A 25,129-nucleotide genomic window follows, 5' to 3' on the forward strand; every position below is an offset into this window, starting at 1 on the left:
TCTACTGGAACGCGCCCTAGCGCCTGCCCTGAGTGACCGAGCTGGCGGCGACGGCGAGGAGGATCAGGGCGCCGACCAGGACCTGGCGGACGTAGCTGTCAACGCTCATTTGCGTGAGACCATTGTCGAGGACGCCGAGGACGATGACGCCGACGACGGTGGCGAGGATGCGCGGTTCGCCGTGGCGGCTCATGGTTGTGCCGAGGAAGACGGCGGCGATGGCATTGAGCATGAGGCCGCTGCCCTGCACCGGATTGGCCGAGGCGACGCGGCTCGCATACATGAGGCCGCCAGCTGCGGCGGCGAGACCCGTCAGCGAGAAGGCGATGAGGCGCAGGCGTTTTACCGCGATGCCGCTGAGGTGGGCGGCCTCCATATTACCGCCGATGGCGTAGAGGCGGCGGCCATAGGTGGTTTGTTCCAGGAGAACCCAGACGGCGAGCACGACAACCACGGCGATGATGGAGAGATTGGGCAGGCTGATGGCCACGCCGCCCCATTCGCCGAGCGGAATGCCGCCGCGGGCGAAATTGCCGAAATCTTCGGGAATGGCGCGACCGGAAATGGTCTTGCCGCCGCTGACGACGAAGGCGAGGCCCGAGAACATGGTCATGGTCGCGAGCGTGGCGATGAAGGGCAGAATGCCGACGAGGCTGACCATGACGCCGTTGAAGGCGCCACCGAGGAGGCCGACGAGCAGCGCCACCGCGACGGAGGCCCAGATCGGCTGACCGGCGGCCATCATCAGCGCCGCGACGATGCCGGCAAGGCTGGCGGCGGAACCGACCGAGAGGTCAAAATCGCCCATGACCATGACCACGGTCATGCCCGCGGCGACCACCATGAGCATCGAGACTTGCTGGGTGATGTTGAGCCAATTTTTTGCGGTCGGGAACGTGCCCGGCAGCATGGCGGAGAAAAAGACCAAAATAGCGACAAAGCCGATGAGCGTACCGTAGCGGCGAATGAAGAGCTGCATGTTCAGGCAACCATGCCGGTGGGCCGGCCGTAACAGAGATTGATGAGATCGTCTTCGCGCAGACCTGCGGCGTCGACAACGGTGGTGATTTCGCCCTGGCGCATGACCGCGATGCGGGTGCTGATACCGATCAGTTCGGGGAGATCGGAGGAGACGAGGATAACGGCGGCCCCCCCAGCGGTGAGTTCACGGACGATGGAATAGATGTCGAATTTGGCGCCGACATCGACGCCGCGGGTGGGTTCTTCGAGGAGCAGCAGGCGCGGATTGCCGGCGACGGCCTTGGCAAAGACAACCTTTTGCTGATTGCCGCCGCTGAGTTCGAGGACGTCCTGCTGTGGTCCCACGACCTTGAGGCGCATATTGGCGCCGAGTTCGGCGGCGAAGCGTTTTTCGCGGTTGGGTGTGAGCCAGATGCCAGCGCGGCTCTGGCGCGTCAAATGGGCCAGCGTGATGTTTTCGAAAATGGGCCGGCGCATGACGAGGCCTTCGGCGCGGCGCTCGCGGGGCACGTAGGCGACGCCGCTTTGCCAGGCGGCGGCGGGCGAGGATGGGGTATAGGGCGCGCCGGCCAAGGTCATGGTGCCGGCGGTCAGCTTGGCGTCACCAAAGATGGCGCGGATCAATTCGCTTTGCCCTGAGCCGGAGAGGCCGGCGATCCCCAGCACTTCGCCTTCGCGTAACGAAAGGCTGACCGGCTTGAGGCCTGGTGTCGCCAATCCGGATGCGGCAAAGACCGTGGCCTCGCGCGGTTGGGACTGCGGCTTGGGATAGGCTTCTTCGACCTTGCGGCCGATCATCATCGAAACCAGATCGTCGTGGGTGATATCGGCCATGGAGCCGCTGTCGATGGAGCGGCCATCGCGGAGGACCGTCGCCTTGTCACAAAGGGCCATGATCTCGTCGAGACGATGGGACACGTAGAGCACGGAACTGCCGGAGGCGCGGATTTCGCGCAGCACGCGGAAGAGGCGCTCGCTTTCGTCGCGGGTAAGCGCGGCGGTGGGCTCGTCCATGACGTAGAGTTTTGCATCATCGAGCAGCGCGGCGGAGATGCGGACCAGCATCTGGTCGCCGAGGCTGAGGGTGCCGAGATTTTGGCTGGGGTTTATGTGGTCGATGCCGAGGCGATCGAGGGCCCGCTGGGCTTCGCGGTTGAGCTTGACCCAATCGACGAAGAGACCGGCACGGCGGGGGTAGCGGCGGCCCATGAAGATGTTTTCCGCCACCGACAGGGTCGGAACGACGTTGAATTCCTGATGGATGAATCGGAGGCCGAGACGATAGGCGGCTTTGGTCGAGTCTATGCTGACGCGTTCGCCGTTGACGGCGATTTCGGCTGTGTCGGGCGCAACGACGCCGGCCAGGATTTTGATCAGTGTCGATTTGCCCGCGCCGTTCTCGCCCATCAGCGCATGGATTTCGCCCGGCGCCACAACGAGGCTGGCCCCGGACAGCGCCGGAACACCAGCATAGGCCTTGGTGACAGATGTGGCGGAGAGAAGCGGAACGGGAGGGGCCATGATTGGCCCCTCCCCTAAACTGTTTTCAGACAAGACGCCAACTACTCAGCGGCGTTGGCAGCGGTGATGAGCTTGGTCGGCACATAGGTCACCGACTGGAGGATTTCCTCGCCGGCCAGCACGCGGGCCACGGCTTCGGCCGTCGTCGCGCCAATGCCGGCAAAGTCCTGAGCGACCGAGGCTTCGAAATTGCCGCCGGCGGCGATGGCCTCGCGGGCCTGGGGATTGGCGTCGATGCCGGTGACGACGATGCCTTCGCCCGAACGGCCGGCGTCTTCAATGGCCTGCAGGGCGCCGAGCGCGGGCTGATCCCATGCCGCCCAGACGGCTTTGATGCTGCCGGGCTCGGGATTGGCAGCGAGGATCGCTTCCATCTTGGCGCGGCTATCGGCAATGCCGCCATCGGACACGTCGGGTGTCACGCGGTCGAGCACCTTGATATCGGGATAATTGCTGAAGACGGCATCTGCGATGACCCCGCGCACCTGCACCGGCGGGAATGCATCGAAGACGAAGAGCACGACATTGCCTTCGCCCTTGATACGATCGGCCACATAAGTGGAAGTTTCGGCGGCCATGGCATAGCCATTGGACGTGACATTGGTAACGAGCAGCGGATCGGCGCCGGCGTCCATGCCGAAAACCGGAATGCCGGCATCCTTGGCGGCCTGGAGGCCGGCGGTTACCTGGGTGGGATCGACATTGATGACGATGGCATCGACATTCTGGACCACCAGGTCTTCGATGCGGCTGATGACGGCGGCGACGTCGCCGGCCGTGTCGATGACATTGACGTCCCAATCGTTCTCGGCGGCGACGGCCTCGAAAGCTTCGACGTAAAACTGGGTGCCCGGCTGCGCCATATAGGGCGTTACGATGGCCACCTTGGCTTGAGCCAGCGCGGCGCCCGTGCCCATGGCGGTGGTTGCGAGAAGAATGCCGGCAAATGCCAGGGCCGATTTATTGAGCGACACGAAAGAGCCCTCCTGCTATCCCCGCCGGCGGGACAGCTGGCGGTTGTTTTCCTTGTGCTTCAAGGCACTATAAGGGGCGCCTGCCGGACAGCAAGCGGGATTTGGGGAGAACGGGCGTGGATTTCTGCCTGATCGGAATCGATGTCGGAACCACGGCAACCAAGGCGACGCTGATCGATGGCACGGGCGCGCAGATCGCCAATTTTGTCCGGCCGCACGCAACCCAGCGTGCTGCCCCAGGCATGGCCGAACAGGCGCCGCAGGACTGGATGGATGGCGCGCTCGGCGCGCTGGAACAGTTTTCGCAAGTGGTCGATCCGTCGCGGGTGATCGGGATCGGGCTGACCTCGCAGGTCAATTCGCATGTTTTCGTCGATGCGCGCGGCGACGCGGTGCGGCCGGGGATTACCTGGCAGGACACGCGTGCGGCCGAAGATGCGGCAAAACTCGACCGGCAGGTGACGGCTGAGCAGAAGACGGCCTGGTTCGGCGGGCCTGTGCCGATCGACGCCAGCCACGCGCTTTCGCGCATGGCGTTTGTGGCGCGCACCGAACCGCAGAACTGGGGAGCCACGCGGCATGTCTTGCTGCCCAAGGATTTTGTGGTGTTGAAGCTTACCGGGGCAATCGCGAGCGATCCTGTGGCGGCGGTTGGACTGGTCAGTAGCGATGGTCGCTATGTTGCTGAATTGCTGGATCTGGTTCCGGGGGCCGCAGCGAAGTTGCCACCGCTCTATCTTTTCCATCACATCGCTGGTCGCGTCGCCGCTGGGCTGCCGTTTGCCGGGGTGCCGGTGACGGTGGGCGCCATGGATGCGTGGGCGGGTATGTTCGGCTGCGGCGTCGTTTCGGATGGCGATGCGATGTATCAGTCGGGGACAAGCGAAATTCCCGGCGTGGTATCGAGCAAGGTGGTGCCGACGCCCGGCGTGATCCTGTTCCCGCCATACGAGGGTATCCGCATGCACGCGGCGCCAACCCAATCGGGTGGCGCTGCGCTGACATGGCTATCGACGCTCTTGGGACGCAGCCCTGCCGAGCTTTCCGCACTGGCCGAAACCTGCGAGCCAAGCACCGGTCTGCCCCTATTCCTGCCGCACCTTGCGGGCGAACGCGCTCCGATCTGGGATAGCGCATCGCGCGGCACATTTGCGCGTCTCGATGCCAGCGCCGGGCCGGCGCAGCTTACGCGCTCGGTTATGGAGGGCGTCGCCTTTTCCGTGCGCTGGGCTTTTGAGGCGCTCAGCCATTCGGCCGGCACGCGAATCGACGTGGCCAATATTGGCGGGGGCGGTTCGCGCTCGGATGTCTGGTGCCAGATCCGCGCCGATGTGCTGGGCATGAGCCTGCAACGCACCGCCGTGCCCGATGCCGCCGCGCTGGGCGCCGCCATTCTGGCGGGCGTCGGTAGCGGCGCTTTCGACGCGCTGGCTCCGGCCGTGCGGCAACTGGTACGGTTCGAGCGGACATTTGAGCCAGATAACGGGCAAGCCTCGCTTTATGCCGAGCGCTTCGAGCATTTCCGCGCGCTTTATGAGACGCTGAAGCCCTTCAACGCGCGTTTTTAGAAATAAGGCCTGTCGAAACGGAATTCTCTCGTTCGTTGCCATGGTGAAGGGCTCGTGCCCTACTGAGCAACTTGAGAGGAGACCAAAATGATCGATCGCCTGAATAGTCTTGCCCCTGCCGTGCTCGGCATATTGCGGATCGTAACTGGCCTGTTGTTCGTGCATTTCGGCCTGCAGAAGCTTTTCAACTTCCCCGTACCCTACCCCATGCCGCTCGATGCACTGACGACCACGGCGGGCGTGCTGGAACTGGTTGGCGGCGCATTGGTGCTGGTCGGCTTTCTCACGCGTCCGGCAGCCTTCATTCTCTCGGGCATGATGGCCGTGGGCTATTGGATCGGGCATTTCCCCATGGGTTTCTTCCCAGCCCAAAACATGGGCACGGGCGCGATCCTGTTCTGCTTCATCTATCTTTATCTGGTCTTTGCCGGGCCAGGCGCCTGGAGCGTGGACGGCCAGCGCAATCTGCCGTGGCGTTGACTTTGCGCCCTTGACCGCCCCATCCGAGAAGCATTGGTCGGCCGATGCTTCTTATCGAATCCAGAAAATGCTCAACCAGAAATGATTGGCCAAAATAGCTGCATGATCTTGGAATGTGCGGGGCCCCTTGGGGCCCGGTGGTGGAGGGGACTGGATTCGAACCAGTGTACGCTAAGCGGTCAGATTTACAGTCTGATGGATTTAACCACTCTCCCACCCCTCCACATTCTCGGGCGAGACAACGAAGCGCTAGGCGTTTCGTCGGGGCGGTTTATCGTTGGCTGTCGCAAAGGTGTCAACACCCTTCAGCCGACCTTGTGCAGAAATCTTGTGATAGATGAAAAAACCAAGCCTATCCCCAAGCCCCACTTGCCTTGTTGTCTGGGTTCGGGATAAGGCATTTTCGGCTCTAGCCCTGCAAGGGCGGGTATAGCTCAATGGTAGAGCAGCAGCCTTCCAAGCTGAATACGCGGGTTCGATTCCCGCTACCCGCTCCAAAATACGCCATATGCAATGGTCGCCGCGCTTGCGGGGCGTGCGGAAAGGCGCTAGGCGCTTTGTCATGAGCTTCAACAAATTTCCGCCCAAGCCCAAATACGATCCCAATGACGGACCGGTTTATCTCTACGGCCTGCACACTGTGCGGGCAGCGCTGGATAATCCGCTTCGCGTCAAGAAAGAACTGCTGGCGACGCCCAATGCCCTTAGCCGGCTGAACGAAATCGGCCAGATCGGCAAGGTGAAGGTACGCGAAACGACGCCCAAGGAGCTTGACCGGCTGCTGGGTGGCGACGCGGTGCATCAGGGCGCGGCGCTGGAAGTCGAGCCAGTGAGCCGCTTCGGCCTCAACGATGTCAAGCAGTTGCGCCTTGTCGTCGTGCTCGACCAGCTTACCGACCCCCACAATGTGGGTGCGATCCTGCGCACGGCGTGTGCCTTTGGCGCCGATGCCGTGATCACCACGGCCCGCCATTCGCCGCAGGAAACCGGCGTCATGGCGAAAGCCGCATCGGGTGCGCTCGATCTGGTTCCGATGATTGAGGTCACCAATCTGGCCAGTGCGATAGAAACCCTCAAGGAGCGCGGCCTTATCGTGCTGGGCTTTGACTCCGATGCCCCTGCCCCGTTGCGGCCCCGCACCGACGACCGGCCGATGGCCGTGGTGCTTGGCGCCGAAGGCAAGGGCCTGCGCCAGCGTACGCGCGAGCTCTGCGACGAAATGGTACGTCTAGACATGCCCGGGCCGATCAAATCGCTCAACGTGTCCAATGCTGCCGCCATCGCGCTGTTCGCCGCCACGGCGGGCAGGCAGGAATGAGCACGTTCGAGCCCTTCGGCATTGCGCTGCGGCTATCGGGCCTCACACTGCCGCAGATCGAGGCCGAAAGGGCGCTCAAGCAGCTTCTGGTGCGTTATGAACCCGAAGATGCCGAAGGCAGCTTTTATGGCCAGGTCGACGTGCCGGTGGACAATGCCATCCGCGCGCTTCTGGAACTGGCCGATCGCACCGGGCCGGTCATCGAAGCCATGCTGGCTGATCGCCGGCTGGGCCGCGCCGTGCTCGACCTCGCCTTCGACTATCCGCAGGAAGGCGAAGCCATGTCGGCTCGCCTCCCCGCCCATGCCGCGGCAGCCATTGCCAAGCATGGCATCGACATCGAGTTTTCGGTCTATCTGACCGATGTCGAGGATGACGACGAGTATTGATATCCGCTCGGCCAAAACCGACCCCTGCCCCAGAAACATTTCTTCTGAATGGCGATAGCGGGATAGTTTCGACTGGCGGCTTTCAGCCGGAAGAACAGAAAAGCAGACTTGCCGTGCGCTAGCAATGTTGGTGCGAAACAACGTTCGTTTGGCGCCTGATTCTATTCAGGGGGCACTGCTTCATCTGCCCTACATCTTAATCTCTAGACCAAGATGAACTTCGCATTTGTCTTCTGGTCGTGAATGATCTCAGGATCGATATCGAAGACATTGCGGATCGTTTCTCGCCTCATGACGTCGTTGGGGGCTCCCTGCGATACCAGCTTGCCGGCCTTGAACATCACGATGTGATTGGCATGGCGAGCCGCCTGGTTGATGTCGTGCAAAACGGCGACAATGGTCTTTTTGCCATGCTTTACGAGCGTGGTGATCAGGTCCATGACTTCGGCCTGATGGGCCAGATCGAGAAATGTCGTGGGCTCGTCGAGAAGCAAAATGTCCGTTTGCTGAGCGAGCGCCATGGCAATCCAGGCGCGCTGCCTCTGGCCACCCGACAGGTTCTCCAGCGGCCTCTCGCGCAGGTCCGCCATCCTGGTCAGCTCCAGTGCCTCGTCACAGGCCTCATCATCAAGAGGTGACCAACGGGCGAGCAGCGTCCTGTGGGGATAGCGTCCCTGCCGTACAAGGTCGAGAACGCTCAGCCCTTCGGGTGCCACCGGCCCCTGGGGCAGCAGGGCGATGCGTCTCGCGCGCTCGCGCGCGCCAAACTGCGATAGCGGTCGGTCATCAAGGAGCACGGTCCCTGACTTCGGGCGCAGGAGTCCCACACAAGCTTTCAAGACCGTCGACTTGCCAGAACCGTTGCGCCCGAGCAGCACGGTAAAGGTGCGTTGCGGAATGGACAGATCAAGTCCTTCGACGATCGTGGCATTATCATAGGCTAGCGTCAGGTTCTTCAGAACAAGGCCGGATGTGGCCTCATTGTCATGCTGGAACATGGCGTCGTCCCCAGAGAAGGTAAGCGAGGAATGGCGCGCCGATCAGTGCTGTAACGATGCCAGCTGGCAGTTGCACCGGAGCAATGATTGTCCGCCCGACCAGATCGGCGGCCATGAGGAGAAGGCCACCGACAAGTGCGGAAGCGGGAATCAAGAGAGCATGTCCCGGACCGACCATTCGGCGGGCGAGATGGGGAGCGATCAATCCGACAAAACCGATCAGCCCGGCGACAGTGACCGTTGCCCCCGAAATCGCCGTGCACAGCAGGATCATTCCTGCACGCACAAGGTTGACGCGTTGCCCGAGGCTTGCCGCGACGTCGTCGCCGAACCGGATCAAGTCGATCTGGCGATAGAACAGGCAGACCAGCGCGATAGGGACGATCAACCATGCCAGAAGCAGGCGTATCTTGTCCCAGTTGGCGTCGTAGATGCTTCCCGCCAGCCAGATCATCAGCCGCTGCACATCAGAAATGTTAGCAAAGGCGATCATGACACTGGTGCCCGCGCTCGCGAACGCGCCAAGGCCTATGCCGATGAGAACGATGCGCGCCGACGAGGTGCCCTTGCGCCACGACAGGAGGAAGACGGCTGCGGCCATCATCGTCGCACCGGCAAAACCTGCCCATGGCAGCACGGTCACGCTGAGGCCGGTGAAGCCGACGATGACTATGCTGCCGGCAAAAGCCGCGCCGGCGTTGATGCCGAGGATACCGGGCTCCGCAAGCGGATTGCGCATCACGGCCTGGGCGATGGTTCCGGCAATGCCCAATGCCATGCCCGCCAGCAGCGCCATTAACGCGCGTGGCAGGCGCAAATCCAGAACGATGATGCGGGCCTCGGCTGTGGCCTCGCCTTTTAAAAGAGCAGCTATGTCGACGTGCTGGTCGCCCAGCATGAGGCTGGCCAGCAGAAGTGCGGGGACCAGTAGCGCGGCAAGACTGATAGCAGGGTATCGCGGTGTCATGCGCCACGCAGCCGGTAACGGGCCAACCAAAGGAAGAAAGGCGCGCCGATCAGGGCCAGGGTGACACCGACAGGAAAGTCCTGGCTGGCGAACAGGCTGTGCCCGAGCATATCCGCTATCACCACCAGCAAGGCGCCACCCACCACGCTATAGGGCAGAATCCAGCGGTAATCGGCGCCCACCAAAAGGCGTGCGACATGAGGCATGACGAGACCGACGAAACCGACGGGGCCCGCAAGCGCAACGGCACTGCCGGCCAAAAGCACCACGAGCACAACGGAAATGGTGCGCCATAGCAATGGGCTCTGGCCGAGTCCGCCTGAGATTTCGGCGCCAAGGCTCAGCGTCGTGAATTGCGCACGCAACAACAGCACGGCAACGAGGCCGATGCCGACAAACGGCGCTACCGCGATGACGTCGCCCACGGTGCGTCCCGACAGGGAGCCCAGGGTCCACAGGCGAACCACGTCAAGGGTCGCCTGGTCGAAGATCAGGACGGCGGTGGTGAGAGATGTCAGAAACGTACTGATCACGGCACCGGCCAAGACCAGCTTCAACGGTGTTGCCCCATTCGGGCCAAGCGAGCCGAGGACATGCACGGCAAAGCCGGCGATAGCAGCGCCGAAAAAGGCGAACCATAGGATGCCGCCACCGGTGGCAGCCCCGACCGCTGGCAAAGCCATGGCCAGGATGACGGCGAAGGCTGCGCCCGCATTGATGCCGAGCAGCCCAGGAGAAGCCAGCGGATTGCCGGTCGCGGCCTGCATCACAGCGCCTGCCGCTGCCAGTGCGGCTCCGACCAGCAGACCTGCCAGGACCCTGGGCAGGCGGAGCATGGTGATGACGAGATGGTCGCGCGAACCATCAAAAGCGAAGATTGCCTCGCCGACCTGCGCAAGCGAGAGCGGGGTTGTACCGATCGCAACGGCCTGCGCAGCGATCACGACACCGAGGCCCAGCAGCACCAGCAGCGCGAGCAGCAGACCGCGATCCCTCCCCACTCCTCTCACTGCCCATTCACGATGTAGCGCTCGATATCATCGAGAACCCGATGTGCCGACGCTACGCCGTGAAAGCCCATCCAGGTGCTCCGGTCCACCCGATAGGCATGCCCGGCCTGGACGGCTGGAAGCATCTGCCAGAACGGATTGGCGAGGGTCGCGGCCTCCAACGCATCGTCCGGCGTCGTGTCATAGCCGCTGACAACGACATAGAGCAGGATCTTGCCATCGAGCTGGGCAAGGTCCTCCCAGCCCGGCCGTTTGAACGATGTGTCGTCGGTCACAGTTTCATAGGCTGTGCGCACAACACCCGCCTCGCGCAGAACCGCATAGGGCCCATAGGCGGCCGGGCCTGAGACATAGACATGGAAACCCGTTGGCGTTATGCGCAGGACCGATACGGCGCCCTCGGGCACGCGCTCGCGCAGGGCCGCAACACGCTCCTCGTATCCGGCGAGCAATCGCACATCCGCTCCCTGCTTTCCGCCAATTTCGGCCAGGACGCGCAGATGGCCTTTCCAGTTGTCGGCGTCGATGAGCGCGGTTGGGGCGATTTTGGCGAACATGCCATAGGATTGGGCGTGCAGAGTGGCGTCGCCAATGATCAGGTCGGGTTTGAGCGCCACGATCCGCTCGAGACTGGGCTGCCGCGCATCGCCGATATCGAGTATCGAGGCCTCTTCCGCAGCATGGCGCAGGGCGTCGTCCTGCGCTGTTGTCAGGGGCGCGCCGACGAGAGGCAGCTCCAGTTCCAGCCCCATGCCCAGATTATAGAAGGGGTCGAGCACGACCACGCGCAATGGCGTCTCGGGCACGCAAATCGGGGCATTGAAGACATTTGCCGAAATCGTTCGGCCCATGCATTGGGCATGGGCCGCGCCAAGTGACAGGCAAAAGATCAGGATTGTGACGATGATACGCAATGACAGGCTCGCATGCTGAAGTTCCTTGGCGACCTTGAGGGGAGCAGCGCCATGCGTCCGCTCCCCCTGGGCTCTAGAACCTGACCTTGAGGTTCACGCCAGCAGTGCGACCTTCACCAAGCGTGGCGGCGATGTTGTTGTCGTTGTAGACGAAGTATTTTTCGTCCAGCGCGTTCTGCACAAAGGCGTTGATCTCCCAATCGTCGGTCTTGTAGCCGGCCTGCAGGTTCAAGATCCATCGCTCGTCGATGTAGTCGTGCGGCAGGCTGCCCAGGCGAGCGAGGTAGCGCGATGTGTATTTGGCATCGGCACCAACATAGATGCCATTGTCGAACGTGTAGCGGCCGCCCAGTGCTAGTGACCATTCGGGCGCTTCGGGGAATGGCAGTCCGGAGAGGTTGCCATATGTGACGTCCTTGAAGTCCTTAAACTCGGTGTGTGCATAGCCGAGCGATGCGAAGACCTCGAAATTCTCGGTGAGGGCGAAGGTCGGCTCGATCTCGAAGCCCCAGGATTCCGACGAGGCCGCATTGAGGATGCGCCGCGTGAGCGGGTCGATGGGATCGAGCTGCATCTGGACCTGCTGGTCCTCATACTTGGTATAGAAGACGTTTGAATTGATGGTCAGCCTGTCATCAAAGAAAATGCCCTTGTAGAAAAGCTCGATGGTTGAGGCCTTTTCGGGATTGTAGCTGTATGGAGCCTTATTGAGGGCATCGTAGCTTGCGCCACCGGTCCGGAAGCCCTCGGAATAGACGATACCTATGGTCTGGGTCTCGGTGAGGTCCTTTGAAAGACCGATCTTGGGCACGAAGTTCAGCTCGTCGAAGGATGCGCCGTAATCGGTCAGCACGGTTGTGGCGCCACCCAAAGGCTGCGTGCGCACGAGATGCTGGGTGATTTCCTGATCCGTGTAGTCGAGCCGCCCACCCACAGTGACCTTCCAGGTGGGAGCGAACTCGTATGTCGCCTCGCCGAAGATGGCGGCATTGAAGGATTTCTGCGTGTTGTGCTGCACCTGATTGCGGCTGATCGCAGGCGTCAGCGGTATCGTGCGGTCATAAAAATTCTTCTCATCCTCATAGGAGAAGTAGACGCCTCCGACAGCACTCCACTGGTCGCGATCATAGTTCAGACGCAGTTCCTGCGCCCCGATCCACTCCTTGTAGTAGCCGTTGTAGGTATTGATCTCACCCGGCGTACCGAAATTGGGAGAGAGGCGTTTCGTATCGGAATAGCTGAAGGTCGATAGCGAGGTCAGCCGCAAGTCGGTGGAAATGTCGTGTGTGACCTCCAGCCCGACATTGTGCACATCGGTTGGGCGGTACTCGATATAGGCCGGGATCTGGTAGTCGCCACGTTCCTCGCCGAAGCTGAAGCCTGATGCGCCCGCCGGACCGCCAATGTCGCGGACATAGGGGTCGTCATGGGAGAACGAATAGCTGAGGAGCGCCCGCGTGTCCGGCATATCGGCTGGTTCAAAAAGAATTTTCCCGCGGAGCTGATAGTAGAGATCGTGCGTGAACTCGTCATACCGGTCATAGTTTGCGAAAGTCGGATAATTGATATCGTTCTTGCTGCGCCGGAACTCGCCTGCAACACGCATGGCCAGCTGATCATTCAGTGGCGTATTGAACATGAATGAGGTGCCGTAGAGATTGCCGGTACCGAGTGTGCCCGATACCTCGCCCTCCTGGTGAAATACCGGATCTGCCGTTTTGATGTAAACTGCACCCGCCATGGCAGCACGGCCGGAGAGCGTCGATTGCGGCCCGCGATAGACCTCAAGTTGCTCGACATCGAAAAGTCCGCTCGCACCGCGCCGCGCGCCGCGAACCGTCTGCTGGACACCGTCAATATAAAGAGTAGCCAGAGGCGCACCACCGGGCACAAGACCTTCGGAATTGACGCCGCGAATGATGAAGCCGGCATCGGTCCAGTCGGCATCCATGACGTTTGCCATACGGCGGAAACCATCCCTGAAGTCCTGAACCTGACTGGCAGCTATCTGTTCCGCAGTGACGATGCCAACGCTCGACGAGGTGCTGGCCAATGTGGTCGCATTGCGCGCGCCGTAGATGATGAGCGGGTCCAGCATGGTGATGCCGGATAGGTCTCCAGCATTGTCCGCGACAATGGCCGAGGCGGGGGCAATTGTAACCGTATTGGCATTGGTGAAGCGGTATTCGAGGCCCGTATCCGAGAGGAGGGTCGCGATTGCCGCGAAGGGAGTCATGGAGCCCCGGACCGGCTTGCCGCTCGCCGAAGCGGCCGCTGTCTCGTCGAAGATTACCGCTATGCCGGTAACCCTGCCGATATCGTTCATGGCCTGACGAACCGGTTTTGCCGGAATATCGAAACTGTAAACCTGCTCGGCCGCGCTCTGCGCCTGTGCCCCGCCTGACGCTAATGTGGCGATTGCGGTTGCCCCGACCATCGTCGCAAGCACAATTGCTGCTTCGCGAGCGATCTTCCTCGTCTTCATCAGATGCCGTTCCCCAAAACAATGAGAAAATGCAGCGATCTCCCGGTGAGATCGGCCGCCTTCTAATGTGTTAACGGAAGCTGAATGGACCTACCCTCATGCATAGATAAAAAAATGCTCTCAGGGTGTGATGAGGACGAGCCTGCCGCCTATGTCATTTATGGTGAAGCCAACCAGGGACTGAATTGCGGCCAGAGCTGCGCCTGTGTCATCGACGGAGAAGCTCCCGCTGACGCGGCGTTCAGCCAGTGCGCCGTCGGGAACCAGGATGCGCCACTCGCGGTAGCGTTCGAGCTGGCGCAAAACATCGCCGAGCCGGGCATTGGTGAATACGATACGTCCGTCATGCCAGGCGAGCCGCTCTGAGGCGTCAATCATTTCCGTCTGGCCGATGCCTGCAGGGCTATAGGTTACACCCTCGCCGGGGGCCAGGACCACGTTCCGGGATGTCGTCGCTTCCGTCACCTGCAAACTGCCGCTCTCGAGGGTGACCGAAACATTTTCATCCTGGATGGCGACATCGAACGTCGTTCCCAGAACGCGCGCCTCGCCATCCCTTGCCCTGACGACAAAAGGCACATCTGAAGGCGTGACGGTGAAGAAGGCCGCCCCACGCAAAAGGCGAACGCCTCGTTCATTGGCTGCCATGTCGACGTCAATGGCGGTGTCAACGTCCAAGACAACGCTGGAGCCGTCCTGCAGCTCGATCGTGCGGCGCTCGCCACGCGCCGTCACATAGTCCGCCTGCATATCCTGAAGCAGGTTGGGTTTTTCCAGCCAGAGCCATGACCCCGCCACAGCGGCGCAAAGGCAGATGATGGCCGTGTTGCGGGCCCTGGCGAGAACCTTCTGCCTTCGCATTCGCCTGACATCATCGAGGTAGGTAGAAAGCGAACTCTCTTCCTCCCGCGCGACATCGGCACCAGGGATTTCAGCGGAAGACCAGAGAGCGCGAACATCATCATAGGCCCGCCTGCGCGCAGGATCGGCCGTTAGCCATTCATCGAAATGGCGGCGATCGGCATCGGAAGGCTTGCCGTTCATTCGCGTGAACCAGGCGACGGCTTCTGCATCCACATTCGACGTGATGCCAAAAGCCTCCTCGTCATCCGCCATAGCCAATCAGCTCTCCGCCAGCAGTAGAACGATGGCGAGACATTCGCCGGTTACCTGGATGCAAAGGCCGGCGCTTGCCTATCGGACGCTCATTATTCCAGCCCCGCGCGACAGACGCGAAGCGCCTTTGCCATTTCGCGTTCCACCATGATGTAGCTCAAGCCCATCGCAGCGGCAATTTCCTCATAGGTGCAGCCATGAACGCGATTGAGCAGAAATACATGCCGGGTGCGTTGCGGCAGAAGGCGTATGAGGCTGTTCACCTGGCGAATATCATATTTGGCTTCGACGATCTGCTGGGGAGTGGCGACGGGGGGCGCATACTGGTCAGCGGTGATCTTGTAAGACAAGGTCCGGTGACGCTTTTCTACCCGCAGGTGGTCGATCGCTGCATTGCTGACACAACGGCTGAGGTAAGACGGGCTCAGGACAACATGTTCCCTGGCTCGCTCCCATACCCGCGCGAAGGCGTCCTGCACGACATCGGCGGCATGGTAAGGGCCGACCTTGCGGATGACCATGCGCTCCAGGCGCCGGCGTTCGGCAGTGAACAGGTTCTCGATTTCTTCGGTTCTGTCCGTCACGACCGCCCAGCTTCCATGCCCACTACCTGCACTTATGCAGGCAGTATACATGGCCGACAGAAAATCTGGAGTACAAAAATCATGTTAAGTCGTTGCGCAGGGTAGTTCCTGCTCGATGTTGCACCGAAACATCAGCTGTGTTCGACTGAACCTGTCGCCAGCAAGGCGCTGTGTTTGCGCATCTTATCGAGCAATTCGGCGTTGCGCACTGTCGGTTCTTTCAAAACACAGGTCGAACAGAGGGCTCCCTCCACCACGGTGTAAAAACGACAACAGCCCCCTCTCGCCCGAAAGGTCCACGAGCCGAGCGCTTTGTTTTGATCGTCATGCAGGGTCAGATCAAAAAAATGCAACTGGCTGTTGTAAAGCGGCGATCCCGAATGCTTGACCACGTGCATGGCATCCGCACGGGCCTGATCGACACACCCAAGGTGTCTGCCGACCTCCAGCCAGACCCCGGCGATGGCATCGGCAACGAGGCGCCAGAGGGCGGCAGGGGCCAGTCCGGTTGCCTGGACAAGCACGTCGACCAGTGGCGTGAAATGCGCTTCGATCCCGCGGCGATAGGCGTCGCAAAGCGCTCCTCGATCGGCAGCAAGGGCTGCGTCTCGGTGATCTGCCAGAGAAGCTTTATCGGTCACGAACCCTTTTGACAGAAAGCGAACATCGGCGCGGCGCACGTCATGACTTTCCCCGTCATGCTCATGACGAGCGGCGAACATGCGCAGGGCCACATTCTTGGGGGAGAGATCAGGAACCAGTCCAGACCCGGCTATGAGCGGGATCGTTGCGAACATGAAAACGTAGCAATAGTCGATCATCATCAACGCAGCACACGTCTTGGCGTCCATGTGGCTGTAGTGGGAACGCTCATACTCCAAAAAGGCAGCGACGGCTGAAGCATCGGCGAAAAACGCCTGTGCCGTTGTCCAGCCATCCTGAATAGGGCCGTGCGTCACACCGAACTCGGTCCAGAACGGTTGATAAAGCTCGATGGCTTGCTCAAAGGGGCTTGCAGAAGAGTCAGTCGAGTTTGGGATAGGGTTCTGGCCGCTCATCATGAACCGCGGGCCTCATTGAAAAATTCAGAATGACAGAAACGTCTACCAAACGGTTTGCTAGGACGCTGTGAGGGGGCGGTACTCATTTATGGCCCCGCTGGCAATAGCCTCTGGGTCACCCGCATAGTCGATGCCACAGCCGCCAAGTCTCATGGCCATGTTGCCCCCTCCGAGCGTTGCTACGGATAAAGAAGAACCTTGCCGCATTGGCCAGATTCCTGCAGCGCAAAGGCCTCGTTGACGTCGGCCAGGGCAAACCGGTGCGTCACGAGCTTGTCGAGCAGCGGTCGCGCCGCGCGAATGCGGTCCATCATGCGCTCGCCCGCCTGGTCATGGTTCCAGTGCCAGCAGCCGAAGATATCGACGCCCTTGCCAGTGATGCGGTTGACCGGCAAGGCGCCGCTCCAGGTGACGAAAGCCAGCCGCCCTCGGGCCCGCACCAGTTCCAAGACGACCGGCGGCGCTGCTTCATTGTTGCTGGTTTCGATTGCCGCATCCGCGCCATAGCTGCCGGTCAACGCGCGGATCTGCTCGACCAGATCGGGCGCACGCGGATCGAGCACATGCTCGGCGCCGAGCGCCTTCGCCAAATCGACCCGAAACGGACTGAGTTCGAGCGCAATGACGCGCGCGCCGATCGTCCGCGCATTGACGATGGCGCCAAGGCCAACCGCGCCGCAGCCCGAAACGATGAAGGTGTCGGACGCCGAAAGACGCATGCGCTCCATCGCCGTAAAGCTCGGGCCCAAGGCACAGAGCGCCATGGCGGCGTGGTCGGTCTCGATATCGTCCGGCACCGGATAGAGCAGGTAGTCGGGCTTGATGAGATGGTCGGCATAGCCGCCAAGGCCGCAGCTCGACCCGGTCTCCGCCAGAATGTTTCGCTGGTCGGGGCAGTGGATATGCTCGCCCGAAAGACAGGCGGGGCATTTGCCGCATCCCCAGTGCGGCATGGCAATGACGCGATCACCCACCTTGAAGCGAGTCGAGGCGGCGGCATCGACCACAACACCGACGGCTTCATGCCCGAGCTCATGGCCTTCCTTGCCGGCGCGCCAGGATTGCCATTCGGTGCACATGGGGGCCACGAGGATCTTGACCTTGATCACATCGCCCTTGGCTTGTGGGTCCGGATGCTCGGCAACCTTCGCCTCACGCAGGCCGGTGATTTCAACGCTTAGAATTTTCGGCTCCTCCTCAGAAAACCGGGCTGTTAGCCAGCCCTTAGGTCCCGCGCCCTGCTGTGCTGTCGCGCACGATTAATTCCGGGTCGATCATGGTGACCCGTGGTTCCGGCATGCCGTCGGGGGCCGAAATCAGCTGCAGCAGGCGTTCCACGGCAAGTTCGGTCACCATATCGACTTCATATTTGACCGAGGAAATCGGCGTCGCCGCGTGCTCGGCGAATTCGATATTGTCGAAGCCGATGATAGCGACGTCCTTGGGAACACGCAGATTGTTCTTCTGCGTCCAGCGCAGGGCGCCGATGGCGAGGGAATCGTTGGCCGCAAAGATTGCGGTCGGGCGGCTCGCAAGGCTCATCAGCCGGTCCATGGCCCAATAACCGCGGATCACCGAATTGCCGAGGGGGTCGGCGAGAAGCTGCGCATCGATGGTGAGCCCCGCTTCCCCGTGCGCCTGCGTATAGCCATCGCGCTTTTCGAGATTCCCTAGGGCGTTCGACGTGTCGATGATGCCGATGCGCGTGTGGCCGATATCGATCAGGTGCCGTACGGCTCGATAGGCGCCGCGGCGTTCGTCGATGCAGACGGCATCGATCCCCGCATCCGGATCTGCCACCAGCAGCACAACGGGATAGCCGCGCTGGCGCAGCCGGCGAATATGGTCGAGCTCACGGTGGCTGCGCGGATAGATCAGCATGCCATCGACCTGACGCGAGCGGAACATCTCGATGACGCGCTTTTCTTCCTCGAGGTCATTGTTCGACGTCGCAAACAGCGTCGAGTAGCCTCGTTCGGCGAGCGTGGTTTCGACCGCCTGGGCCACATGGGTAAGGGCAGGGTTGGTGATATCGGTCAGAACCAGGCCAATGGTCTTGGTCTCGCGGCTCACCAACGACTTCGCCACATGATTGGGCAGATAATTGAGCGCCTCGGCCGCCTCGCGGATCAGCAGAGATGTCTCTGCCGGAATGCGCGGGCTTTGTCGAAGCGCCAGCGAAACCGTATTGACCGAAAAGCCGGTGCGGTCCGCGATATCCTTGAGACGAACGGTGGATTTGCCCATGATTTCGACCTATCGGCCCAGCCGCCGACCAGCGCAGACAATGCGATTCGTCAATCGAGGCTGCTGGGGCAAGACAATCGAAATCATGGGCGGCAAAATGAACCGTATGCTCTGGTGACTAGACGCCTTCGGCGCGAAGACGGCGTATCGCCTGATATTGCAGGCAATCGGGATGCATTTCCATCAATTCGATGCGGTTGCCGTCGGGATCTTCAAGCCAGGCCTGGCGATTGCCGTCAAGACCTGCCTTGGGCTCGCTGAGGAGCGTAATCCCTGCCGCCTTGATGCGCTCGCAGGTGGCGTCGAGATCATCGATCGTCCAGCACATATGGGTCATGCCATTGGTGTGCCAGCTCGCCGGGGCACGATCGTTTTCGGCGCCTGGGAATATTTCTAAATACTGCTCATCGGTGATGCGCAGGTACACGAGCCAGGTTTCCCCGTTGTCGTGCTTGAGGCGCAGCATTTCGGGAAAGCCGAGCTTGTTGACGTAGTAGTCGAGCGACTTTTCGAGATCGATGACGTTGATCGCGATGTGTCCGAGGCTGGTGACGCCCTTCATGGTTCCTCCCGCCGACATTGCGGCAATGATTGTCTCCTTCCGCAGGCAACAGCCAAGCGGAGCGCCGACACGATCGCCGGGCTATAGGAACGTTAATACGGCTAGCTAAATCTCGCGGCGTGACGCTGTCAACTGCGAAACGACATCAGTCCCAGTCAGGGCCCCAAGCCGGGTCGATCTCGCGTTGCCCGCGATCGAGCCCTTCGATGACCCGGATTTCCTCCGCGTTCAGCGTCAGTTTCGTTGCCTCAAAATTGCTGCGGATGCGCTCGGCCTTGCCTGAGGTCGGAATGGCGATGTAGCCCTTGGCAAATTCAAAGGCTAAAGCGACCTGCTCCGGCGTCGCCTCATGACGATCGGCAATGTCCACGATCTCCGGCACGCCGCCCAAAATGCCGCGCGCGATCGGCAGATAGCACGTCACGGAAATTCCCTTTTCCGTGCAGTAGTTTGCAAGCTTCTTGTTCTGAAGCAGGGGGTTAAGCTCCACCTGGTTATTCGCAATTCTCAGATCCCCGAGGATCGCCTGCGCCTCCTCCAGCATGGCAATCGTGAAATTCGAAACGCCAACCAGTCGGGTCAATCCCAGCGCATGTGCCTCTGCCAATTGCTCGATATAGACCGGCAGCGGCACCTCGTTGTTGGGCGAAGGCCAATGGATCAGCGTCAGGTCCAGCTGCTCCAAACCAAGTGTTTCGCAACTCTGCCGCAATGACGGCACCAGTGTCCCCTCGCGGAGATTGCTCGTCCTGATCTTGGTGGTCACGAACACGTCCGATCGTGGCAGGCCCGAACGCCGCACCCCCTCGCCTACCTGCGCCTCGGTGCCGTAATCCTGCGCCGTGTCGAGATGTCGATAACCGGTCTCCAGTGCCACGAGCATCGCCTCGACACCCGCCTCGCCATTCCGGCCATAGGTTCCAAACCCCATTGCCGGGATATCATATTGATTTTGCATTACTTTCTCCTCCGCACGTCCCGCCACGATACCAACTCTCGCGAGCCAGCCTAATCACATCCTGCGCTTTCGGCGCGAAAAGACTATTGACGGATCGTCTAAAGCGATCCTAGTTTAACGATAATACTGCTTGCAAGAGCTGACGCGCCGACAGAGCGGAACAACCTGCCGCGGCGTTCAAGGGAGGACGAGCATGACCTTTCGGTGGAGCCGATGGTCACCCCAACTGGCTTTGGTGCCGGCTGGTCTGGTGACGCTGGTCGCCTTCATTGGTGCCATTCTGTGGACGGTCTACCTGTCGCTGACGCGCAGCCGCCGCCTGCCGGAATACGAGATCGATTGGTCCGAATGGGGCCGGCAATACGAGCGCCTGTTCAAGGACAGCGCCTGGCTGATTTCGCTCCAAAACCTCATCGTGCTCGGCCTTGGCAGCGCCCTTGCCATCGTCTTCGGCTTCATCCTCGCCGCCATGATCGACCGGGAAAAACGTGGCGAAAGCATATTTCGCACCGTGTTCCTCTATCCCCTCGCCATCTCGCTCATCGTCACCGGCGCTGCCTGGCGCTGGATGTTTAATCCCGAGCTGGGCGTCGAGCATTTCATCCATTCCATCGGTCTCACCTGGGTTAATGCCAGTTGGCTGGCCCGGCCGGAAACCGCCATGTACGGCGTCATCCTCGCCTCGGTCTGGCAGAGCGCCGGATTTTACATGGCGCTGATGCTGGCAGGTTTGAAGTCCATCAATTCCGAGATCTGGAGCGCCGCCCGGCTCGATGGCGTCAGCCTCTTCCGGCTCTATACCGAGATCATCATTCCAATGATGAAGTTCACCTTCGTCACCTGCGCCATCCTGCTCTCGCTCGGCGTCATCAAGGCCTATGACGTGATCGTCGCCATGACCAATGGCGGGCCGGGCCAGTCGACCTATGTGCCCGCTTATTTCACCATCCAGGCGCTTTCGGCCAAGGGCAATCTCGGCTTCGCCTCGGCCGCGGCCGTGTTGATGCTGCTCATCACCGCAGTCATTTTCCTGCCACTGGTTCTCCTCACCGCCTGGCAACAGCGCCGCTCGGGAGCCCGTTCATGACCGACCTGACCGTCAGCCAAAAATCCCTCGGCGCCGAAGTCGCCGTCCGCAGCGCCCCCTATTTTCCGCGCAAGAAAAAAGCCATCACCGGCCGCTCCATCGCCGTTCTCGTCTTCCTTTCCATCTGCGCTCTCTTCTTCTGCGTGCCGCTCTATGTGGTGATCACGACATCCTTCAAGACCATGGAGCAGATCCGCGAAGGCGCCATGTTCGCGCTGCCCAATGTCTGGACGCTGGAAGCCTGGGATCACGCCTGGAACTCCGCCTGCTCGGGCACCCGCTGCGAGGGCCTCAAGGTCGGGTTCTGGAACTCGGTCTATATCCTCATCCCCTCGCTGATCCTTTCGATCGGCCTCTCCATCGTCACCGGCTATGCCCTGGCCCTCTGGAACGTCAAATGGGCCGGACCTTTCCTCTTCGTCCTCTTCATCTGTGCCTTCGTGCCATTCCAGATCATCATGTTCCCGCTGATCTCGATGACAGCCGCCATGAAGGTCTATGGCAGCATCTGGGGCGTCGCCATCATCCACGCGATCCTTGCCATGCCGGTGCTGACGTTGATCTTCCGTAATTACTACAAGGATATTCCGCAGGAGATCATGAGCGCCGCTGTCATGGACAGCGGCTCATTCTGGAAGATCTTCTTCGAGATCATCCTGCCCATGAGCGGCAATATCCTGATCGTCGTGCTGATCCTGCAGATCACCTCGATCTGGAACGATTATCTGATCGGCGTGACTTTTGGCGGCCTTGGCGGCCAGCCGATGACGGTGAACCTCGCCAACCTCATCACCATCTCGACCGGCACCGTTCGCTACAACGACAACATGGCGGCCGCCCTCCTCACCGCCATTCCCCCGCTCGTCATCTATTTCTTCGTCGGCAAGCTCTTCGTCCAGGGCATCACCGCCGGCGCCATCAAAGGTTGACCTGAATGCCCCGCGTAAGCTTCGAGCACATCACCAAGACCTATGGCCTGATGAAGGTTCTGGACGACCTCAATCTCTCGATCGACGACGGCGACTTTTTGGTCCTCCTTGGCCCCTCGGGCTGCGGCAAGACTACGCTTCTTAATCTGCTCGCTGGGCTGCTCGATGTCACCGATGGCCGCATCATGATCGGCGATCGCGACGTCACCGATCTCGATCCCAAGGATCGCGGTCTCGCCATGGTGTTCCAGAGCTACGCGCTCTACCCGACCAAGACGGTGCATGGAAACCTCAAGTTCGGCCTCTCCGCCAGCAAACTGCCGCGCGAGGAAATCGAAAAGCGCATCGCCTGGGCGGCAAAACTCCTGCAGATCGAGCCCCTGCTCAACCGCAAGCCGGGCCAGCTCTCCGGTGGCCAGCGCCAGCGCGTCGCCATCGGCCGGGCATTGGTGAAGAATGTCGGCGTGTTCCTCTTCGACGAACCGCTGAGCAATCTCGACGCTAAGCTCCGCACCGAGATGCGGCTCGAAATCAAGAAGCTGCACGATCAGCTCAAATCGACCGTGGTCTATGTGACGCACGACCAGATCGAAGCCATGACCATGGCCACAAAAATCGCGGTCATGAATGCGGGCGTTATCCAGCAGTTCGGCACGCCCGACGAAATCTATGAGCGCCCCGCCAATCTCTTCGTCGCTGGCTTCATCGGCTCCCCTGCCATGAACCTGCGTAAGGCAAAACTCAGCACCGCGACCGGCAAGATCGAAGCGGTCTTTGCCTCAGGCGTGCGGCTCGATGTGTCGGATTACCCCTTCGCGCAAACACCAGCCGAAGGCGCCGAGGTGATCATCGGCCTTCGCCCCGAGCATTTCACCCTCGCCGCCAACGGCCCCGTCGCCGCCAGCTTCGACGTACCCGTCCAATATGCCGAGCGCACCGGCCCGGATGCGTCGGCCTATTTCCGCTTTGAAGACGATTTGCTTGCCCTGCGCGTCGAGCCCGATACGGCCGCACGCCTGACGCCCGGAGAGGCCGTTTCCGTCAGCTATTTGAAGGGCAAGGCCAACCTGTTCGACGCCCGAACCGGGCAAAGAATGTAGCAATAAACGACAAGGGAGAGAGAACGTGTCTATCAAGCGACTTGCCGGCGTTGTCGCCGGCCTCATGCTCAGCACCGCTTCGTTCGGTGCCATGGCAACCGACCTAGTCATCTACCATAGTTGGTCTGCCCCGCCGGAGATCGCCGCCCTCAACGTCATCAAGGCCGGCCTCGAAGCCAAGGGCCATACTTGGACCGATATCGCCATTCCCCATGATACCGGCTCCAACGTCAACCTGATGAGCCTGATCACCGGCGGCCAGCCGCCCAACGTGTTCATGGAATCCAATCCCGGCGTTTATCGCGACATCGCCGGCATGGGCCTCGGTTTCCCGCTGACGGAATGGTTCAACGAGCAAGGCATCGTTGAAAAGCTTCCGGCCGCGGTCGCCGCCTCGATCTCGGTCGATGGCGAGATCGTCAAGGTGCCGCAGGCGCTCCATATCGACGGCATGCTCTACTACAATATGGAAGTCGCCAAGGCAGCAGGCGTTGATCCCACTGCCTGGGATTCGATGGACGCCATGTTCGCCGATTTCCAGAAGATCCGTGACGCCGGCTATGCCCCGCTCGCCGTCGGCAGCCAGCCCTTCCAGGTGGGCTACCTCACCCATGCGCTCGTCGCTGCCGTCGCCGGCCCCGATGTCTACAAGAATATCTATGGCGAAGAGGTCGACCCGACCGCACTCGACGATCCGAACTTTGCCAAGGCGCTCGAAACCCTCCGCCTTTTCGCCAATGAAGCGGGCCCCGAAGCGCAGAACCGTCCCTGGAACGAGACCACCAATGAGGTCATCACCGGCAAGGCGCTGATGCAGATCCATGGCGACTGGATGAAGGGCGAATGGCTCGGCGCCAAGAAGGTCGCCGGCACCGACTTCGGCTGCATCGAAATCCCCGGCGCCCAGGCCGTGGTCGTTACTGTCGACGCCTGGGGCCTTCTCGGCGGCCAGGCCGAAGACGTCCAGAATGCCGAACTCGACTTCGCCTCCGTCGTCCTCGATCCGGAATCGCAGGCCAGGTTCGCCGCCGCCAAGGGGTCGACCCCGGTCCGTCTTGACGCCCCGGCCGAAAGCCTCGACGCCTGTTCGACCGAAGTGCTGCGCATCCTCGATGATCCGGCCCAGCAGGTGCAGAACCCGCACAACACAGCCGACGCCGACTGGCAGGATTCGATCTGGAACGTTGTCTTCAACTTCTGGAGCGATCCGAACATGACCGTCGAAGACGCCATCGCCCAGATGCACGAGAACTACGACACCATCCTGGGTTAACCGCCTCCTCCCAGGGTCGGCGACCTTTGGGCCGCCGGCCTCCCTCCCAAAACTTCGAACGGACAGCCCAAATGGACAAGCGCCTGCTTGATGAAGACGAGGTAATGCAGATCTGCTTCGTCACCGACGATGTGGATAAATCCGCGCAATGGTTCGCCGACCTGACCGGCAAGCCCATGCCATCGCTCGGCAAAGCAGCGGAGCCAGAGGAGGCCAAGGCCATTTACAATGGCAAGCCGGCGTCGGTGGGCTGCAAGATTCGCATGTTCAAGTTCGGCAATATCGACGTGGAATTCCTTGAGCCAGGGCCGGAAAAGAGCGCCTGGCGCGATCTTCTCGAAGAGAAGGGCCCCGGCTGCCACCACATCGCCTTTCGCACCCGCAACCTGACCAATCGCAATGCCTATCTTGAAAGCAAAGGCCACAAGCTCCTGCAGCGCGGCGAATTCGACGGCTCGCATGGGCGCTACGCCTATTACGACACGGTCAAGGATCTGGGCGTCATGGTCGAACTCCTTGAGTTCGACAAGGACAAGGAAGCGCAGGCCTAGTACCGGCGCCTCTTCACCTCTCCCTCGGGGGGAGAGGTCGACCCACCTTCGGGTCG

Annotated in this window: 24 protein-coding genes and 2 tRNA genes; 10 read left to right on the forward strand and 16 right to left on the reverse strand. The window is 61.0% G+C overall.

Annotated features, from left to right (window positions below):
- Window positions 1–16: 16 nt before the first annotated feature.
- Genes ASD83_RS04410 through ASD83_RS04420 form a run of 3 tightly spaced genes read right to left on the reverse strand, consistent with a single transcriptional unit; the run spans window position 17 to window position 3,476 of the window.
- Window positions 17–979, reverse strand: coding sequence for an ABC transporter permease (locus tag ASD83_RS04410; RefSeq protein WP_056308308.1), 963 nt, complete (start codon window positions 977–979; stop codon window positions 17–19).
- 2 nt (window positions 980–981) lie between these two features.
- Entirely contained in the window at window positions 982–2,502 is a 1,521-nt protein-coding gene (locus ASD83_RS04415; protein WP_056308310.1) for a sugar ABC transporter ATP-binding protein, read from the reverse strand.
- A 41-nt stretch (window positions 2,503–2,543) separates the two neighbouring features.
- Window positions 2,544–3,476 carry a substrate-binding domain-containing protein gene (locus ASD83_RS04420; RefSeq protein WP_200946451.1) on the reverse strand — a complete coding sequence of 311 codons (933 nt, stop codon included), beginning with the start codon at window positions 3,474–3,476 and terminating at the stop codon, window positions 2,544–2,546.
- A 116-nt stretch (window positions 3,477–3,592) separates the two neighbouring features.
- On the opposite strand from ASD83_RS04420, the gene ASD83_RS04425 reads away from it, so the two are divergent.
- Together ASD83_RS04425 and ASD83_RS04430 are read left to right on the forward strand one after the other, a co-directional pair.
- A complete protein-coding gene (locus tag ASD83_RS04425) occupies window positions 3,593–5,044 on the forward strand; it encodes a xylulokinase (protein WP_056308313.1) in 1,452 nt (483 codons plus the stop codon).
- Between the two features lie 87 nt (window positions 5,045–5,131).
- A complete protein-coding gene (locus ASD83_RS04430; protein ID WP_056308315.1) occupies window positions 5,132–5,524 on the forward strand; it encodes a DoxX family protein in 393 nt (130 codons plus the stop codon).
- Between the two features lie 138 nt (window positions 5,525–5,662).
- Here ASD83_RS04430 and ASD83_RS04435 read toward each other — a convergent pair.
- Window positions 5,663–5,747: transfer RNA gene (locus tag ASD83_RS04435), tRNA-Tyr, on the reverse strand.
- Between the two features lie 200 nt (window positions 5,748–5,947).
- Between ASD83_RS04435 and ASD83_RS04440 the strand changes: the two genes are divergently transcribed.
- The 3 genes from ASD83_RS04440 to ASD83_RS04450 all read left to right on the forward strand — a co-directional run bounded on the left by ASD83_RS04440 (window position 5,948) and on the right by ASD83_RS04450 (window position 7,231).
- A tRNA-Gly gene (locus ASD83_RS04440) sits at window positions 5,948–6,021 on the forward strand.
- Between the two features lie 65 nt (window positions 6,022–6,086).
- On the forward strand, window positions 6,087–6,842 hold the full coding sequence (gene rlmB, locus ASD83_RS04445) for a 23S rRNA (guanosine(2251)-2'-O)-methyltransferase RlmB (RefSeq protein WP_056308317.1): 756 nt from the start codon (window positions 6,087–6,089) through the stop codon (window positions 6,840–6,842).
- A complete protein-coding gene (locus ASD83_RS04450) occupies window positions 6,839–7,231 on the forward strand; it encodes a hypothetical protein (RefSeq protein ID WP_056308318.1) in 393 nt (130 codons plus the stop codon). The genes rlmB and ASD83_RS04450 overlap by 4 nt, the downstream gene beginning before the upstream one ends.
- Before the next feature lie 203 nt (window positions 7,232–7,434).
- On the opposite strand, the gene ASD83_RS04455 is transcribed toward ASD83_RS04450, so the two are convergent.
- From ASD83_RS04455 to ASD83_RS04510, 12 genes are all read right to left on the reverse strand, one after another.
- The gene (locus ASD83_RS04455) at window positions 7,435–8,229 is read right to left on the reverse strand and encodes an ABC transporter ATP-binding protein (protein WP_056308321.1); all 795 of its coding nucleotides are present in this window, start codon (window positions 8,227–8,229) and stop codon (window positions 7,435–7,437) included.
- Entirely contained in the window at window positions 8,216–9,196 is a 981-nt protein-coding gene (locus tag ASD83_RS04460; protein WP_056308322.1) for a FecCD family ABC transporter permease, read from the reverse strand. Before ASD83_RS04460 ends, ASD83_RS04455 begins: the two co-directional genes overlap by 14 nt.
- Entirely contained in the window at window positions 9,193–10,197 is a 1,005-nt protein-coding gene (locus ASD83_RS04465) for a FecCD family ABC transporter permease (protein WP_244489093.1), read from the reverse strand. Before ASD83_RS04465 ends, ASD83_RS04460 begins: the two co-directional genes overlap by 4 nt.
- Before the next feature lie 5 nt (window positions 10,198–10,202).
- Window positions 10,203–11,120, reverse strand: a complete 918-nt coding sequence (locus tag ASD83_RS04470) for an iron-siderophore ABC transporter substrate-binding protein (protein WP_244489094.1) — start codon at window positions 11,118–11,120, stop codon at window positions 10,203–10,205.
- Window positions 11,121–11,193: 73 nt separating this feature from the next.
- A complete protein-coding gene (locus ASD83_RS04475; protein WP_056308329.1) occupies window positions 11,194–13,605 on the reverse strand; it encodes a TonB-dependent receptor domain-containing protein in 2,412 nt (803 codons plus the stop codon).
- 120 nt (window positions 13,606–13,725) lie between these two features.
- Window positions 13,726–14,721 carry a FecR family protein gene (locus ASD83_RS04480; RefSeq protein WP_056308331.1) on the reverse strand — a complete coding sequence of 332 codons (996 nt, stop codon included), beginning with the start codon at window positions 14,719–14,721 and terminating at the stop codon, window positions 13,726–13,728.
- 92 nt (window positions 14,722–14,813) lie between these two features.
- Entirely contained in the window at window positions 14,814–15,305 is a 492-nt protein-coding gene (locus ASD83_RS04485; RefSeq protein ID WP_056308332.1) for an RNA polymerase sigma factor, read from the reverse strand.
- A gap of 131 nt (window positions 15,306–15,436) precedes the next feature.
- On the reverse strand, window positions 15,437–16,366 hold the full coding sequence (locus tag ASD83_RS04490; protein WP_056308335.1) for a ferric iron reductase: 930 nt from the start codon (window positions 16,364–16,366) through the stop codon (window positions 15,437–15,439).
- 179 nt (window positions 16,367–16,545) lie between these two features.
- Window positions 16,546–17,475, reverse strand: coding sequence for a zinc-dependent alcohol dehydrogenase (locus ASD83_RS04495; RefSeq protein ID WP_244489095.1), 930 nt, complete (start codon window positions 17,473–17,475; stop codon window positions 16,546–16,548).
- A 115-nt stretch (window positions 17,476–17,590) separates the two neighbouring features.
- Window positions 17,591–18,613 carry a LacI family DNA-binding transcriptional regulator gene (locus ASD83_RS04500; protein WP_056308337.1) on the reverse strand — a complete coding sequence of 341 codons (1,023 nt, stop codon included), beginning with the start codon at window positions 18,611–18,613 and terminating at the stop codon, window positions 17,591–17,593.
- A 118-nt stretch (window positions 18,614–18,731) separates the two neighbouring features.
- Entirely contained in the window at window positions 18,732–19,175 is a 444-nt protein-coding gene (locus tag ASD83_RS04505) for a VOC family protein (protein WP_056308340.1), read from the reverse strand.
- A 145-nt stretch (window positions 19,176–19,320) separates the two neighbouring features.
- Entirely contained in the window at window positions 19,321–20,133 is an 813-nt protein-coding gene (locus ASD83_RS04510) for an aldo/keto reductase (protein ID WP_056308342.1), read from the reverse strand.
- Window positions 20,134–20,326: 193 nt separating this feature from the next.
- On the opposite strand from ASD83_RS04510, the gene ASD83_RS04515 reads away from it, so the two are divergent.
- The 5 genes from ASD83_RS04515 to ASD83_RS04535 all read left to right on the forward strand — a co-directional run bounded on the left by ASD83_RS04515 (window position 20,327) and on the right by ASD83_RS04535 (window position 25,073).
- Window positions 20,327–21,220, forward strand: a complete 894-nt coding sequence (locus tag ASD83_RS04515) for a carbohydrate ABC transporter permease (protein ID WP_056308344.1) — start codon at window positions 20,327–20,329, stop codon at window positions 21,218–21,220.
- Entirely contained in the window at window positions 21,217–22,149 is a 933-nt protein-coding gene (locus tag ASD83_RS04520; protein WP_056308346.1) for a carbohydrate ABC transporter permease, read from the forward strand. The genes ASD83_RS04515 and ASD83_RS04520 overlap by 4 nt, the downstream gene beginning before the upstream one ends.
- A 5-nt stretch (window positions 22,150–22,154) precedes the next feature.
- Entirely contained in the window at window positions 22,155–23,249 is a 1,095-nt protein-coding gene (locus ASD83_RS04525; protein WP_056308347.1) for an ABC transporter ATP-binding protein, read from the forward strand.
- Window positions 23,250–23,274: 25 nt separating this feature from the next.
- Window positions 23,275–24,522 (forward strand): ABC transporter substrate-binding protein, encoded by a 1,248-nt coding sequence (locus ASD83_RS04530; RefSeq protein WP_156385739.1) that lies wholly within the window; start codon window positions 23,275–23,277, stop codon window positions 24,520–24,522.
- 71 nt (window positions 24,523–24,593) lie between these two features.
- On the forward strand, window positions 24,594–25,073 hold the full coding sequence (locus ASD83_RS04535; RefSeq protein WP_056308349.1) for a VOC family protein: 480 nt from the start codon (window positions 24,594–24,596) through the stop codon (window positions 25,071–25,073).
- Window positions 25,074–25,129 lie beyond the last annotated feature (56 nt).

This window comes from Devosia sp. Root685 (assembly GCF_001427875.1).
Lineage (GTDB): Bacteria > Pseudomonadota > Alphaproteobacteria > Rhizobiales > Devosiaceae > Devosia.

Coding starts and splice junctions, on each gene's coding strand:
- rlmB (WP_056308317.1), top strand. CDS start 6,087: ATGAGCTTCAACAAATTTCCGCCCAAGCCCAAATACGATCCCAATGAC.
- ASD83_RS04505 (WP_056308340.1), bottom strand. CDS start 19,175: ATGAAGGGCGTCACCAGCCTCGGACACATCGCGATCAACGTCATCGAT.
- ASD83_RS04480 (WP_056308331.1), bottom strand. CDS start 14,721: ATGGCGGATGACGAGGAGGCTTTTGGCATCACGTCGAATGTGGATGCA.
- ASD83_RS04455 (WP_056308321.1), bottom strand. CDS start 8,229: ATGTTCCAGCATGACAATGAGGCCACATCCGGCCTTGTTCTGAAGAAC.
- ASD83_RS04430 (WP_056308315.1), top strand. CDS start 5,132: ATGATCGATCGCCTGAATAGTCTTGCCCCTGCCGTGCTCGGCATATTG.
- ASD83_RS04520 (WP_056308346.1), top strand. CDS start 21,217: ATGACCGACCTGACCGTCAGCCAAAAATCCCTCGGCGCCGAAGTCGCC.
- ASD83_RS04415 (WP_056308310.1), bottom strand. CDS start 2,502: ATGGCCCCTCCCGTTCCGCTTCTCTCCGCCACATCTGTCACCAAGGCC.
- ASD83_RS04460 (WP_056308322.1), bottom strand. CDS start 9,196: ATGACACCGCGATACCCTGCTATCAGTCTTGCCGCGCTACTGGTCCCC.
- ASD83_RS04410 (WP_056308308.1), bottom strand. CDS start 979: ATGCAGCTCTTCATTCGCCGCTACGGTACGCTCATCGGCTTTGTCGCT.
- ASD83_RS04510 (WP_056308342.1), bottom strand. CDS start 20,133: ATGCAAAATCAATATGATATCCCGGCAATGGGGTTTGGAACCTATGGC.
- ASD83_RS04475 (WP_056308329.1), bottom strand. CDS start 13,605: ATGAAGACGAGGAAGATCGCTCGCGAAGCAGCAATTGTGCTTGCGACG.
- ASD83_RS04535 (WP_056308349.1), top strand. CDS start 24,594: ATGGACAAGCGCCTGCTTGATGAAGACGAGGTAATGCAGATCTGCTTC.
- ASD83_RS04500 (WP_056308337.1), bottom strand. CDS start 18,613: ATGGGCAAATCCACCGTTCGTCTCAAGGATATCGCGGACCGCACCGGC.
- ASD83_RS04490 (WP_056308335.1), bottom strand. CDS start 16,366: ATGATGAGCGGCCAGAACCCTATCCCAAACTCGACTGACTCTTCTGCA.
- ASD83_RS04515 (WP_056308344.1), top strand. CDS start 20,327: ATGACCTTTCGGTGGAGCCGATGGTCACCCCAACTGGCTTTGGTGCCG.
- ASD83_RS04450 (WP_056308318.1), top strand. CDS start 6,839: ATGAGCACGTTCGAGCCCTTCGGCATTGCGCTGCGGCTATCGGGCCTC.
- ASD83_RS04525 (WP_056308347.1), top strand. CDS start 22,155: ATGCCCCGCGTAAGCTTCGAGCACATCACCAAGACCTATGGCCTGATG.